We start from the raw sequence: 12,569 nt of genomic DNA, 5'->3' as shown, positions 1-12,569 counted from the left end.
GTCTTGTTTTCCGCAGCGCACGGATCTAGGGTCCGCGCGCTGTTAATCCCGTTTCCCCCTGGAGGACATTATGGGCTTTCTTGCTGACGCATTGGCGCGTGTTAAACCTTCTGCGACCATCGCCGTCACCAACAAGGCACGCGAGCTTAAAGCCGCAGGCCGCGATGTAATCGGTCTCGGAGCTGGCGAGCCGGATTTCGATACCCCGGAAAACATCAAGACAGCCGCCATCAAGGCCATCACCGACGGCAAGACCAAGTACACCGCTGTCGATGGTATTCCGGAGCTGAAGGCGGCCATCGTCGAAAAGTTCAAGCGGGAAAACGGGCTCACTTACGAAACCAGTCAGATCACCGTGGGAACCGGCGGCAAGCAGGTGCTTTACAACGCGCTGATTGCAACGCTGAACCCGGGCGATGAAGTCATCATTCCGACCCCTTACTGGGTAAGCTATCCGGACATGGTGCTGCTCGCAGGCGGTGAACCGGTGATCGTGGAAGCGGACAAGTCGACCTTCAAGATTACCCCGGAAGCACTCGATGCGGCGATCACATCGCGCACCAAGTGGCTGATCTTCAACTCTCCGTCCAACCCGTCCGGTGCGGCCTATACGGAAGCTGAACTGAAGGCGCTCTGCGATGTGCTGATGAAGCACCCCCATGTCTGGGTCATGACCGACGACATGTATGAGCACCTCGTCTATGACGACTTCAAGTTCACCACGCCTGCTCAGGTGGAGCCTGCTCTTTACGAGCGCACGCTGACCGTCAACGGTGTGTCGAAGGCCTATGCAATGACCGGCTGGCGTATCGGTTATGCCGGCGGCCCGGCTGACTTGATCAAGGCCATGGCCAAGGTTCAGTCGCAGTCGACCTCCAACCCTTGCTCCATCGCCCAGTGGGCGGCGGTCGAGGCATTGAACGGCACCCAGGACTTCATCCCGAAGAACAACGAAGTCTTCAAGGGACGCCGGGACCTGGTTGTCTCCATGCTGAACCAGGCCAACGGCATTTCGTGCCCGGTGCCGGAAGGCGCGTTCTACGTGTTCCCGTCCTGCGCCGGTACAATCGGCAAGACGGCCCCGTCCGGCAAGGTGATCGAGAGCGACGAGGACTTCGTCTCCGAACTTCTGGAAGCTGAAGGTGTCGCGGTCGTTCACGGTTCGGCTTTCGGGCTTGGTCCGAACTTCCGCATTTCCTATGCGACCTCGACCGAAGCTCTGGAAGAAGCCTGCACGCGCATCCAGCGTTTCTGCGGGAACCTGAAATAAGCTTATCGGACATCGAAAGATTTGCGAAAGGGCGGCCGACGGCCGCCCTTTCCTGTTGTGGGCTGCATTTTCAGGTTGAGGAATGCGCGGTTTACAGCACAGTTCGAACGCTCTAGCCTTTCCCCGTCAGGTGGAGGGCGAGCGATGGCAAATTCACATCAAAAACAACTGCTTCTTGATCTGTTTGAAAGCCTGCCGTCGATTGTCTTCATTGTGCTCTGGCGACAGACGGGTGATCTGGAGCTTGCAGGCTGGAGTGGTTGCGGTCTTGCGGTTTTCGTTCTTGCCGGCTTTGTGCTGGTCAAGGCGCCCATGCACCCCGTATTGCTCGGTATCAATCTGCATATCCTGCTGGTGACACCGCTTCTGGTCGGCCTGTATCGGTTTGGTGACGGCACTCTGGCAGCATTCCTGACAGGCTATTCGTACAGCGCCGTTTTGTTGACCGTGACGCTTACCGGCGCGGTCTTGACCCTGTTCTCACGCGGTGGATTTGCCGGTGTCCCAGACTTGCCCAGATCGACGCAGTACCGATTATCGGTTCTGATGCTTGCGGTATCACTGGCTGGAACGGTCTGGGCGTTCCAGGCGCCGGAAAACAGCATTCTTCCGGTGATCGTCACCTTGACCCTTCTGATTGCCGGTCGCCGGTTTCTGCTTGCCCGTGTGTCGGACAGGTCGTCGAATGCTGGTGTGCTTGCCCCGGCGCTGGCGGGCAGTGCCGACACTACCGACGGTTACACCTGACCCTTTTGCCATTGCCGCGATTTTGACGTCTTGGCGCGTCATATCACTGGCGTGATCCGCGCCTTTGCTAAAAGCGGATATTCACAGCCGAACGGGAGTTCTCTACATGCGTATTTTGAAACCGGTTCTTGCCGCCATGGCCGTTGTGATTGCCATGCCGGCCCTTGCCTCCGAAGACAGCCCAAAGGTTGAAATCGGCAAACTGAGCTGCCTGGTGGAAGGCGAGCACAGTTTCATTGTTGGCTCTTCAGCAACGCTCGGATGCAGCTTTTCACCGGTCGACGGCGGAGCGGTGGAAAACTACAAGGGGACCGTCCGCGACTACGGGCTGGATATCGGCAAGACCAAACAGGCCACGCTGGTCTGGGGTGTGCTGGCACCTTCCGCAAACCGGAAGCCGGGCCTTTTGGCAGGCACCTACGGTGGGCTGACCGCCGGGGCAAGTGTTGGTGCGGGCATCAAGGCGAACGCGCTGCTGGGTGGTTTCGACCGCTCCATCGCGCTCAACCCTTTCAGCCTGGAAAGCCAGACAGGCACGAACCTGACACTGGGTGTCAGCAAGATGACGCTGGAACTGATCAACTAAGCCTCAGCGGCTGTCACTGTCCTGTTTCTCCGCTTTAGTCGCGGCAGCTTTCGTTCGCGCCGGCACAGGGAGTTTCTTCCTTGTCCGGCCGGGTGTTCTGCCGGTTGATCTGCTCGGTGCGGTTCAGACGCTCCGCACCGTCAATCTGTTGCCGGGTGGAGAAACCGGACTGTTGGCGGTTGAGGTTCTGGTTCAGCTGCTGACCGGCAGAAGGCAGCCGCGGCGAGGTCATCATGGGAGGACTGCGCAGCTGGGTCGATTGCGCATGCGCCGGTATTGCCGACGTGGCAGCAAACAGGGCTGAACAGAGTATCAGGGTTTTGGTCACGCGTGCTCCTTTTGCCCGAGGCCGGTTCCAATTGGTTACATAGGCCACTGCGCGTCAATTTCACTATCTGCCAATTCCGGCAGGGCAATGGCACATGGTTGGGAAGGTCTGAAGGCGGGACTTTTTTCAGTCTTCAGCTCAAATTTTCTCCACCGCTTGCCGGTCTGGAGATCTCGGTCGGGAGAGCCTTTATAAGCCTCTGGGATCGGCGGTGTTTTGGATTTTGTGCACTTTTGGCGAGCTGTCATCGGCCTGGAGACTGAGCCGATGCAAGGGCAAATTGCTGCGCTGCCGCGTAAGATTCCCTTGCGTTGCCGCCGATATCGGCGCGACGATGGTTGACCGCCCCTGGTCGATCGGCCGCAGTTTGGGGCTTGGTGCTGTTGAGTACCGGGCAAAAGGCCTTCGATCCCATCCGGGCGAGACGCGGCAGGCCGCGTCCCCCAGCCGGCCCTGCCGCGTTGTTACGAGATATCCTCGAACTAACGGGAGGCTCAGCATGGCAATCACTTCAAACGGAAAAGGATCTGCTGCGGGCAGCGCTCCGCGCTGTATCGCCCTAGTGGGTCCGTTCGGCAGCGGCAAGACCAGTCTTCTGGAAGCCTTGCTGGCGCGAACGGACAAGGTGGCCCGGCAAGGATCCGTCGCGAACGGAAATACGGTGGGCGACGCTTCGCCGGAAGCGCGTGCCCACGGCATGAGTGTGGAACTGAACATTGCGGACGCGGAATTCCTGGGAGATCGCTTCGTGTTCGTCGACTGCCCTGGATCCGTGGAGTTCCTGAGCGAAATGGACGGGGCGCTTTCCGGGGTGGATCTGGCCGTCGTGGTGGCGGAGGACGACGAGCGCAAGGTTCCAGCCCTGCAGCTGATCCTGAAAGCCCTTGAAGCCCGCGCCATTCCGCGGGTTTTGTTTTTAAACAAGATCGACAAGAGCACGCGGCGGGTGCGCGATGTCCTGAGCGTGCTGCAACCGGCATCTGCGGTGCCGCTGGTGCTGCGACAGATCCCGATCTGGGAAGACGGCCTGGCAACGGGGTTCATCGATCTCGCGCTGGAGCGGGCGCATGTCTATCACGAGAAGGAGGAAAGCACGCAGATCGACATGTCCGATGCGGATCTCGCGCGTGAGCACGAAGCCCGTTTCACCATGCTGGAACACCTGGCCGATCACGACGACGACCTGATGGAGGCGTTGCTCGAGGATATCGCCCCCAATCGCGATCAGGTGTTCGCCGATCTGGTGAACGAAATGCAGGACGGTCTCATCTGTCCGGTTTTCTTCGGTTCCGCAGAACACGGCAACGGTGTCAGCCGGCTGCTGAAGGCGTTGCGCCACGAGGTTCCAGGTGTCGATTTGCTGTCGCGCCGGGTGCTTGGCACGACGTCGCGCGCGATGCTGCAGGTCGTCAAAACGCTGCACACCCAGCACGGCGGCAAGCAGTCGATTGCCCGCGTTCTGGAAGGCGTGGTCTCCGACGGCGATACCCTGTTCCTCAATGGCGACACCGAAATCAAGGTGTCCGGACTGTTTTCTGTCTTCGGCCAGCAGGCGAACAAGATCGCAACGGCCGGCAAGGGCGATCTGGTTGGGCTCGGGAGGCTCGATGATGTCCAGACGGGCGACCTCCTGAGTTTCGAAAACGGAAAGATCGAAAGCCTTCAGGTGCTTGAACGGCGCAATCCTGTTCTGGCGACGGCGATTTCCGCCAAACAGCGCAAGGACGAGGTCCGTCTTTCCGCGGCACTGGCGAAACTGGTTGAAGAGGACCGCTCGCTGATCGTCTCGCAAAACCAGACAACGGCCGAAACGTTGCTTGCAGGGCAGGGCGAAATGCATTTGCGTGTTGCCCAGGAACGGCTTGCCGGAAAATACGGTCTGGATATCGCCGCCAATACACCGCACGTGCCTTATGCCGAGACGATCCGGTCAGGCAACAAGGTTCGTGGCCGTCACAAGAAACAGTCCGGCGGGCATGGTCAGTTCGGCGATGTGGTGATCGAGATATCTCCGCTACCGCGCGGCGAGGGCGTCCAGTTTTCAGACACGATTACCGGGGGTGTCGTGCCGAAACAATATATCCCCTCCGTGCGTGACGGCGTGTTGGATGCGTTGGGGCAAGGCCCGCTCGGTTTCCCGGTGGTGGATGTGTCCGTCTGTCTGACGGACGGCTCCTATCACTCCGTGGACAGTTCCGACCAGGCCTTCAAGATGGCCGGAATACTTGCAATCCGAGAAGGTCTGCCTGAGTGCAAGCCGGTGCTGCTGGAGCCGATCCACAAGGTGGTGATTGCCTGCCCGAGCGATGCGACCGCGCGGGTGAATGCGATTGTCTCGGCACGACGCGGACAATTGCTTGGCTTCGATGCCCGTCCCGAGTGGAATGGCTGGGATGAGGTGCAGGCGTTGATGCCGGAGGCGGAAATCGGTGACCTGATCATCGAACTGCGTTCGGCGACCGCCGGGGTTGCAAGCTACACCGCCGAGTTCGACCATATGGCGGAACTTTCCGGCAAGGCGGCGGACATTGCGCTGCAGAGGTCCGGCAGACAGGCCGCGTGAACGGTAGAGCACTGAAAGCGATGACAGAGGGGCCGGTTGGCCCCTCTGTTGTGTTCGCCCTACTAAAGCGCTGTACTGTTGATCACCTTGTTGTTGCGCTCAGTCACCAGGGCGTTATTTGCCATTGAAAGCCGATTCCGGTTTCCTTCGGAACAAACGGGAGACTGACAATGAATATACTGAAGAAACGCAGCTGGGAGCTTCCGGAACGGGAAGCAACACCGGAGGCCGTTTTCATGAACCGCCGGCAGATTCTTGCCGGCCTTGCCGGGGCTGGTGCGCTGATGGGTACGGGCCTTGGAATTCGCCCGGCCTTTGCGGAAGAAGACCCGAGCGCGGGCCTTTATCCGGTCAAACGCAATGAGACCTTTACGCTCGACAGGGACGTGACCCCGGAGGAGTTCACGGCGAAATACAACAATTTCTACGAGTTCGGCACGCACAAGCAGATCTGGCCGGCGGCACAGGAACTCAAGATCCGCCCCTGGACCGTTGTGCTGGATGGCATGATCGACAATCCGCAAGAGATCGGCATCGATGACCTTCTGGCCAAGATGCCTCTGGAAGAGCGGCTCTACCGGCATCGATGCGTCGAAGCGTGGTCGATGGCCGTGCCCTGGTCGGGATTCGCGCTTGCCGAGCTGGTGAAGCTGGCCGGGCCGCAGTCCGGCGCAAAATACCTGCGTTTTGAAACCTTCCTCGATCCGTCGGTTGCCAGCGGGCAGAAGCAGAGCTGGTATCCCTGGCCCTATGTCGAGGGCCTGACGCTGGAAGAAGCGACCAATGAACTCGCCTTCATCGCTACCGGCGTTTACGGCAAGCCGCTTGCCAAGCAATATGGTGCACCGATCCGGCTGGTTGTCCCGTGGAAGTACGGCTTCAAGTCGATCAAGTCGATCGTGAAGATCTCCTTCACCGACGAGCGTCCGGTCAGCTTCTGGGAGGAGATCCAGTCATCTGAATACGGCTTCTGGGCGAACGTGAACCCGTCCGTGCCGCATCGCCGCTGGCCGCAGTCTTCCGAGCGGCTGCTTGGAACGGACGAGCGCCGCAACACGCTTCTCTACAACGGCTATGAGGAGCAGGTGGCCGGCCTCTACAAGGACCTGGGCAACGAACGCCTGTTCATGTGAGGTGAAGTGACATTACGTCATGCTGCATCGCAGCATGGTCTGGGCAAAAAAAGAGCCGGGTCTTGAAAGACCCGGCAGTTTATTTTGATTCACTGAAAACAGTGGAATCACCTTCCAGAGGGGAACAGCTGGTCGGAACATCACTGGGAGGAGGACGTGATGTCCGTGTGACCAACAGTGATGCTTATATGCAGTGCACAAGCTGCGTAAACAAGAGGCAGGGGTGCAGATCTGCTATGCATTTTACGCAGGGCTTGACTGAATGGTCAAAAATTTGACCAAAACCCCTTTAATTACAACAGATTGAATTAGTCGGTTTTTGCCGGCAGCTTAAAAAAAATTTTTAATTTCGAGTGAAAAAATCGATTGGTTCACCGAAATAAATGCAAATGCTCTCCCCGTGTGCAGTAATTTTGATGCCTAAATGTTGAGCTGATTTGGCGAATGAAACCTGAGTCTGTCCAGTCCTATGCTTTCCCAGGGGAATGGAGACGATCGGGCCGCTCGGTTGTCGCGGCGCAGGCCGAGTTCCGAGACCTCTTTAGGGAGAGAGTATCTGCAAAAGCCTCTGTGCGGCCGCTCGTGCAGGCAAGCAGGGTTGCGTCCCGGACAAGCCGGGGCTGGTTGAGCCAATCGCATTCGGGCAGATAGACGACAGGAGGGCAGGGTTAGAAAACCCAGCCTTCTGCATTTGCCAGCAGGAACTCGCGGAACGCGGTAACACGCGCGGTGTTCTTCAGTTCCGAAGGGTAGACAAAATAGGTGTCGAAGGAGGGCACCTTGTCGTCCTGGTCGGTCATGACAGGCGCCAGGTTCGACGACTTGTCGATGATGTAGTCCGGCAGAATGGCAATGCCCACGCCGGATTGAACGGCACGCTTGATGGCCACGATGTTGTTGGCCTTCAGGACGGACCTGCGTGGGCTTGTCGCGACGCGCCCGGCTGTTTCCAGCCAGTTCATCGAGCGGAGGTAGGCCGGAGCCTGTTCGCCAAAGGTGATCAGCCGGTGCTTGTCGAGGTCGTCGATCGACACAGGCGTTCCGAACCGTTGGAGGTATTCCGGTGCCGCATAGACATGGAAATGCACTGTAAACAGCTTGCGCTGGATCAGGTCTGGCTGGGTCGGCTGGCGCAAGCGGATGGCCACATCCGCTTCGCGCATGCCGAGGTCCAGTTCGTCGTCGTCGAAGATCAGGTGCAGGTCGACATCAGGATAGAGATCGATGAAGCTTCTGATCCGTGAGGTGAGCCAGGTGGAACCCAGGCCCACCGTGGTTGTCACGCGCAGGGCTCCGGATGGCTTTTCCTTGCTGTCCGTCAGGCTCGACTGAACCGCTTCCAGCTTCATCAGCACGTCGTTGGCAGTCCGGTAGAGCAGTTCGCCCTGTTCGGTCAGCAAAAGGCCGCGGGCGTGCCGGTGAAACAGCGGAACGCCCAGATCGTGCTCTAGCGCACTGACCTGCCGGCTGACAGCCGACTGGCTCATATGCAGGGTGTCACCTGCATGCGTGAAACTGCCAGCCTGTGCGGCCGCATGAAAAATGCGCAATTTGTCCCAATCCATGCGTGCCCCTCCGCAGGACAGTCAGGCAGCCTATTCGGCGGCCTGCTTTGTCGACGTCACTTCATGTTCGGCCAGAAACTTCTCGGCTTCAAGGGCTGCCATGCAGCCCATGCCGGCAGCGGTTACTGCCTGCCGATAAATGTCGTCGGTGACATCACCGGCCGCAAAGACGCCCGGGATGGATGTCCTGGTCGAATCCGGGGCAGTTTCCAGGTAGCCGTTGGACTTCAGCGTGAGCTGATCCTTGAAGAGTTCGACCGACGGTGCGTGGCCGATGGCGATGAAGACACCGTCCGTGGAAATTTCCTGGAATTCGCCGGTCGCTGTGTTTTTCAACCGTACGCCGGTAACTGCTTTCGGCATGCCGCCGCCGAGGATCTCGTCGACCTGGTGGTCCCAGATGACGTCGATCTTTGGGTGCTGGAACAGGCGGTCCTGCAGGATCTTTTCCGCCCGCAGGCTGTCACGGCGATGAACCAGCGTCACCTTCGAGGCGAGATTGGCGAGATACAGCGCTTCTTCCACGGCGGTGTTGCCGCCGCCGACAACCACAACTTCCTTGTTGCGGTAGAAGAAGCCGTCACAGGTCGCACAGGCGGAAACGCCGGCGCCCATGTAATCCTGTTCCGAAGACAGGCCAAGCCAGCGGGCCTGCGCGCCGGTGGCGATCACCAGGGCGTCCGCCGTGAACACCGTGCCGCTGTCGGCTTCCAGGCGGAACGGGCGCTGGGACAGGTCAGCCTTCACGATGGTGTCGTAAAGGATCTTGGTGCCGACGTTTTCGGCCTGCTTCTGCATCTGTTCCATCAGCCACGGCCCCATGATGGGATCCGCGAAGCCGGGGTAATTCTCGACATCAGTGGTAATGGTCAGCTGGCCGCCCGGCTGAATACCGGCCACAAGCGTCGGCTCGATCATGGCGCGGGCAGCATATATGGCAGCCGTGTAGCCGGCCGGGCCGGAGCCGATGATCAGAAGTTTGCTGTGTTCCGTGCTCATGGGCGCACCTTTATCCTGTTTTCATGTCCCGGCGTTTGCGTTGCCAGGTTGGCCCATCAGGGCGTTGTTCCGGGTTTGCCGTGCGGCCGAAAAATCGCTCAAGATGCGTTGAGCGATCACCGGCGTGGCATCTATCGGCTCGTAGGTAGTGGTTTTCAGCGGACCTGGAAAGGGGTGAATGACACCCATGCGTCGCAAAGTCCCCAAAAACCGGGTGATCTTGTCGTGACCGCCGCTTGGCTCGAATACATGGACCGGCTTGCCGGTGGCTGTGGCCTCACCGATCATGTTCGTGGAATCGGCAGTGGCGATGATCGCATCTGCCTTGGCGAGATAGAGGCCGTAAGGATTGGGGTCGTCGCCTGTCCAGTAGAGGTGATTTCCCGATTTGGCCAATCCTGCAAGACCATAGGCCAATCCGGCCGGCGTGCGGCGGGAGGCTGTGATCATGAAATGCACATGTGCCGAATGTGCAAGCTCTCGCAGGCCGCTCAAAAGGCGGTTCTGGTCGTCTTCGGAAAACCTGTGGTGCCGACTGTCCCCGCCGACAAGAACCGCAACACGGGGCCGTGGAAGACCATCTATTTCGGCAACCTGCCGGCTGCGGAGTTCGGCCAGTGTTGCGGCGGAGAACTTGTGTGGGGACGTCGGTGTTACAAGGACGTTCCGTCCGCGCAGCTTGTCATGCTCGGGTACCCAGATGAGATCCGCTGCATCTGGTCCTATCCGCGGGTCTTTCAGGAACACGGTAAAGGTCTTGCCTCCCGAAAGGCGCTTGACCCGGCGCAGATACGGGACCGCCCGGCGGCCGGACGCGATGGCGATATCAGGGTAGGGCGGGGCAATCGGGCTGCCGGGCCGGGTCTCCCGCTCGCGCAGATCGATCGGACCGAAGGGCATCAACCAGGTAAAGGGTGCACGCGGCGCTATGTGGCGTTCTTCAACAGGTGCGCCGAGGGCTTCGGCAACACCGCGGCACTGGGCAACATCGCCCGCCTTTCCATCGGTGAGGATCCAGAGGGAAGAAGGGGCTTTCTCCGGCGAAAAAGGCATGTTTTGGAGAAGTTCCCCTATCGTAATCTTTCGAAATCGTGCGCAATTTTGTTATAGTCTTGCACAAACGCGCAAAAAATCATAACTCGGCACACAAATAGAGGTTAGCTTGGGATTCCGGTATCGGGCAAGGCGACAGTCTTGTGAAAGACCCGAATGCCCACAGCATGGCGCGTCATGCGAAGCGCGAAGGAGACAGGTTTGAAAGCGCGGCTCGATGCCATTGATTGGCAGATCCTGAAGGAATTGCAGGATGACGGACGGATGACCAATGTGGAATTGGCCCGTCGGGTCGGCATATCCGCTCCTCCCTGCCTGCGCCGGGTGCGCGCGCTGGAGGAAGCCGGGCTCATTCTGGGCTACCGGACCCTGCTTGATGAAAAGCAGCTCGGTTATGACGTGACAGCGTTTGCAATGGTCGGGCTGCACAGCCAGACCGAGGCGGATCTGATCGCCTTCGAACAGACGGTTCAGAACTGGCCGCTGGTGCGCGAAAGCTACATGCTTTCGGGTGAGGTCGACTTCCTGCTGAAATGCGTTTCGCCGGATCTGCAGACCTTCCAGAATTTCATCATTCGCGAATTGACCGCTGCGCCCAACGTCGACAGCGTTCGTACGGCGTTGACAATCCGCCGCACAAAAGACGAGCCTGTCGTTCCAATCGATTGAAGTCCGAACCGGCTGCAATAAGGAACAAGACGCCATGGCTGTGAAACGTGTCGTTGCCAACATCGCATCGCCGGATACCGGCAAGGCGCAAAGCTTCTACGGCGACGTGCTGGGCATGGACCTGACGATGGATCACGGCTGGATCGTCACCTTTGCAGGCGAACGGGGGGCGATGGCCCAGGTCAGCATTGCGGCGGAAGGCGGTGCGGGAACGCCTGTGCCTGATTTTTCGGTCGAAGTCGATAACCTTGAAGAAGTGCTGGAAAAAGTGCAGGCAAAAGGTCTCGGCATCGAATACGGCCCGGCAGATGAGCCCTGGGGCGTCAGGCGCTTTTACGTGCGCGACCCTTTTGGCCGCCTGGTGAATATCTTGCAGCACGCGTGAGGCGCTGCCTGCCGATCCGGCGGGCAAGGGCGCCAACAAACTCAAGACGCCAGTTTTTTCACTTTTTTCTGGAGACGCCGGATCAGGGAGATGTCCCTGAGAGCGGCGGTGACCAGTGTAAAGGCGACGGTCACCAGCAGGATGGTCGTCAGTGCCGCAACGGGCAGCATCTGGTCATAGTGGTAGCTGTCGAGCGCCTGGTCGACGGGTTCAATGCCGGAATAGAACCTGCTGCGTATCGTGTCGCTGTAGGTCGTTATGCCAAAGTTGCCATACTTCAGATATTGCAGACCGAAGACGACGAAGAAGACGGCAACAGCCAGAGCGATCAGGTAACCAGCCATCCGCACGGCGAACACGAAGGAGCTTTCGTGGCGTTGCGCGACGAGGCGCTTGAACATCAGGCGTTCGCGTGCCGTGAGCCTGGAAAACAGAAACCAGCGGTATATCCATAACGGCACCGACGCGATCAACAACCATACAGCAATCGCGTTAAAGACCATTGCAAATCCTCCGACACTTTCCGGTTGTCAGCTTAACGGCTGTGTCGTGGACGTCAAAGGGAAAGCTCTGCTTTTGCTGCGACTTAAGGACAGTCGCAGAACGCGCGTACGTTGCCGGGGGAGCTGTGCCAGGCAGGTCCGGGTTCAAAGGGAACCCGGACATTGAAACGGCCAGGGGCAATTTTCAGGCCTGCTAAGACCGGGGACGGTCCCTGCAAAGAGAGGCCAGACCGGGAAGGCTCAACACTGAAAGGCTGGGGTCAGACGAAGCGTACGTCCACGATCTCGTAAGACCGGGCACCGCCAGGGGCAGCAACTTCGACACTGTCGCCGATGGACTTGCCAATCAGGGCGCGGGCGATCGGAGAAGAAATAGAGACCTTGTTCTGCTTCACGTCGGATTCGACGTCGCCAACGATCATGTATTTCTTTTCTTCTTCGGTGTCCTCGTCGATGAGGGTGACGGTCGCGCCGAATTTGACGATGTCGCCGGACAGCTTGGTCACATCAATGATTTCAGCGCGGGACAGCTTGTCTTCCAGTTCCGAAATACGGCCTTCGTTCAGGCTCTGGGCTTCTTTAGCCGCATGGTATTCCGCATTTTCCGACAGGTCGCCATGCGCGCGTGCTTCAGCAATCGCCTCGACGATGCGCGGGCGCTCTACCGCGGTACGTTCCTTCAGCTCGTCCTGGAGCATCTTGTACCCGGCGGAGGTCATCGGAACTTTTTCCATTGGTCTCAGACCTTCAGCTTATTGGGTCCCCCTA

Annotated in this window: 13 protein-coding genes; 7 read left to right on the top strand and 6 right to left on the bottom strand. The window is 59.0% G+C overall.

What is annotated here, in order from left to right:
• The first annotated feature begins 70 nt into the window (after nucleotides 1–70).
• The 3 genes from HCG46_RS04010 to HCG46_RS04000 all read left to right on the top strand — a co-directional run bounded on the left by HCG46_RS04010 (nucleotide 71) and on the right by HCG46_RS04000 (nucleotide 2,603).
• Nucleotides 71–1,270: a pyridoxal phosphate-dependent aminotransferase gene (locus HCG46_RS04010; protein WP_022997972.1), complete on the top strand. Its 1,200-nt coding sequence runs from the start codon at nucleotides 71–73 to the stop codon at nucleotides 1,268–1,270.
• Nucleotides 1,271–1,414: 144 nt separating this feature from the next.
• Nucleotides 1,415–2,017, top strand: coding sequence for a hypothetical protein (locus HCG46_RS04005; RefSeq protein WP_168684743.1), 603 nt, complete (start codon nucleotides 1,415–1,417; stop codon nucleotides 2,015–2,017).
• A gap of 106 nt (nucleotides 2,018–2,123) precedes the next feature.
• Nucleotides 2,124–2,603: a DUF992 domain-containing protein gene (locus HCG46_RS04000; RefSeq protein ID WP_022997970.1), complete on the top strand. Its 480-nt coding sequence runs from the start codon at nucleotides 2,124–2,126 to the stop codon at nucleotides 2,601–2,603.
• A 34-nt stretch (nucleotides 2,604–2,637) separates the two neighbouring features.
• On the opposite strand, the gene HCG46_RS03995 is transcribed toward HCG46_RS04000, so the two are convergent.
• Entirely contained in the window at nucleotides 2,638–2,931 is a 294-nt protein-coding gene (locus HCG46_RS03995) for a hypothetical protein (RefSeq protein WP_077292192.1), read from the bottom strand.
• A gap of 499 nt (nucleotides 2,932–3,430) precedes the next feature.
• Here HCG46_RS03995 and HCG46_RS03990 point away from each other — a divergent pair, with 499 nt between their 5' ends.
• Together HCG46_RS03990 and msrP are read left to right on the top strand one after the other, a co-directional pair.
• Complete coding sequence (locus HCG46_RS03990; RefSeq protein WP_168684741.1) at nucleotides 3,431–5,494, top strand: elongation factor G; 2,064 nt, start codon at nucleotides 3,431–3,433, stop codon at nucleotides 5,492–5,494.
• A gap of 170 nt (nucleotides 5,495–5,664) precedes the next feature.
• Entirely contained in the window at nucleotides 5,665–6,627 is a 963-nt protein-coding gene (msrP, locus tag HCG46_RS03985; RefSeq protein WP_055655710.1) for a protein-methionine-sulfoxide reductase catalytic subunit MsrP, read from the top strand.
• Between the two features lie 668 nt (nucleotides 6,628–7,295).
• Here the strand turns inward: msrP and HCG46_RS03980 are convergent.
• Genes HCG46_RS03980 through HCG46_RS03970 form a run of 3 tightly spaced genes read right to left on the bottom strand, consistent with a single transcriptional unit; the run spans nucleotide 7,296 to nucleotide 10,244 of the window.
• Nucleotides 7,296–8,192: a LysR family transcriptional regulator gene (locus HCG46_RS03980; RefSeq protein WP_022997966.1), complete on the bottom strand. Its 897-nt coding sequence runs from the start codon at nucleotides 8,190–8,192 to the stop codon at nucleotides 7,296–7,298.
• Between the two features lie 30 nt (nucleotides 8,193–8,222).
• Complete coding sequence (gene trxB / locus HCG46_RS03975; RefSeq protein WP_022997965.1) at nucleotides 8,223–9,191, bottom strand: thioredoxin-disulfide reductase; 969 nt, start codon at nucleotides 9,189–9,191, stop codon at nucleotides 8,223–8,225.
• 21 nt (nucleotides 9,192–9,212) lie between these two features.
• Complete coding sequence (locus HCG46_RS03970) at nucleotides 9,213–10,244, bottom strand: mitochondrial fission ELM1 family protein (protein WP_168684739.1); 1,032 nt, start codon at nucleotides 10,242–10,244, stop codon at nucleotides 9,213–9,215.
• A 201-nt stretch (nucleotides 10,245–10,445) separates the two neighbouring features.
• On the opposite strand from HCG46_RS03970, the gene HCG46_RS03965 reads away from it, so the two are divergent.
• Together HCG46_RS03965 and HCG46_RS03960 are read left to right on the top strand one after the other, a co-directional pair.
• Complete coding sequence (locus HCG46_RS03965) at nucleotides 10,446–10,913, top strand: Lrp/AsnC family transcriptional regulator (protein WP_031268195.1); 468 nt, start codon at nucleotides 10,446–10,448, stop codon at nucleotides 10,911–10,913.
• 34 nt (nucleotides 10,914–10,947) lie between these two features.
• Nucleotides 10,948–11,298, top strand: a complete 351-nt coding sequence (locus HCG46_RS03960; protein ID WP_168684736.1) for a VOC family protein — start codon at nucleotides 10,948–10,950, stop codon at nucleotides 11,296–11,298.
• Between the two features lie 41 nt (nucleotides 11,299–11,339).
• On the opposite strand, the gene HCG46_RS03955 is transcribed toward HCG46_RS03960, so the two are convergent.
• Both HCG46_RS03955 and greA read right to left on the bottom strand, forming a co-directional pair.
• Entirely contained in the window at nucleotides 11,340–11,801 is a 462-nt protein-coding gene (locus tag HCG46_RS03955; RefSeq protein WP_022997961.1) for a hypothetical protein, read from the bottom strand.
• A 260-nt stretch (nucleotides 11,802–12,061) separates the two neighbouring features.
• Complete coding sequence (gene greA, locus HCG46_RS03950; RefSeq protein WP_022997960.1) at nucleotides 12,062–12,535, bottom strand: transcription elongation factor GreA; 474 nt, start codon at nucleotides 12,533–12,535, stop codon at nucleotides 12,062–12,064.
• Nucleotides 12,536–12,569 lie beyond the last annotated feature (34 nt).

It is taken from the genome of Labrenzia sp. PO1 (assembly GCF_012273635.1).
GTDB lineage: Bacteria > Pseudomonadota > Alphaproteobacteria > Rhizobiales > Stappiaceae > Roseibium > Roseibium algicola.
Note: the sequence above shows the minus strand (reverse complement) of the source record. Positions and strands in the feature narration are given on the sequence as shown.

Excerpts from the sequence above, each read along its gene's own strand:
- HCG46_RS04010 (WP_022997972.1), top strand. The coding sequence starts at position 71 with ATGGGCTTTCTTGCTGACGCATTGGCGCGTGTTAAACCTTCTGCGACC.
- HCG46_RS04005 (WP_168684743.1), top strand. The coding sequence starts at position 1,415 with ATGGCAAATTCACATCAAAAACAACTGCTTCTTGATCTGTTTGAAAGC.
- HCG46_RS04000 (WP_022997970.1), top strand. The coding sequence starts at position 2,124 with ATGCGTATTTTGAAACCGGTTCTTGCCGCCATGGCCGTTGTGATTGCC.
- HCG46_RS03990 (WP_168684741.1), top strand. The coding sequence starts at position 3,431 with ATGGCAATCACTTCAAACGGAAAAGGATCTGCTGCGGGCAGCGCTCCG.
- msrP (WP_055655710.1), top strand. The coding sequence starts at position 5,665 with ATGAATATACTGAAGAAACGCAGCTGGGAGCTTCCGGAACGGGAAGCA.
- HCG46_RS03980 (WP_022997966.1), bottom strand. The coding sequence starts at position 8,192 with ATGGATTGGGACAAATTGCGCATTTTTCATGCGGCCGCACAGGCTGGC.
- trxB (WP_022997965.1), bottom strand. The coding sequence starts at position 9,191 with ATGAGCACGGAACACAGCAAACTTCTGATCATCGGCTCCGGCCCGGCC.
- HCG46_RS03970 (WP_168684739.1), bottom strand. The coding sequence starts at position 10,244 with ATGCCTTTTTCGCCGGAGAAAGCCCCTTCTTCCCTCTGGATCCTCACC.
- HCG46_RS03960 (WP_168684736.1), top strand. The coding sequence starts at position 10,948 with ATGGCTGTGAAACGTGTCGTTGCCAACATCGCATCGCCGGATACCGGC.
- HCG46_RS03955 (WP_022997961.1), bottom strand. The coding sequence starts at position 11,801 with ATGGTCTTTAACGCGATTGCTGTATGGTTGTTGATCGCGTCGGTGCCG.
- greA (WP_022997960.1), bottom strand. The coding sequence starts at position 12,535 with ATGGAAAAAGTTCCGATGACCTCCGCCGGGTACAAGATGCTCCAGGAC.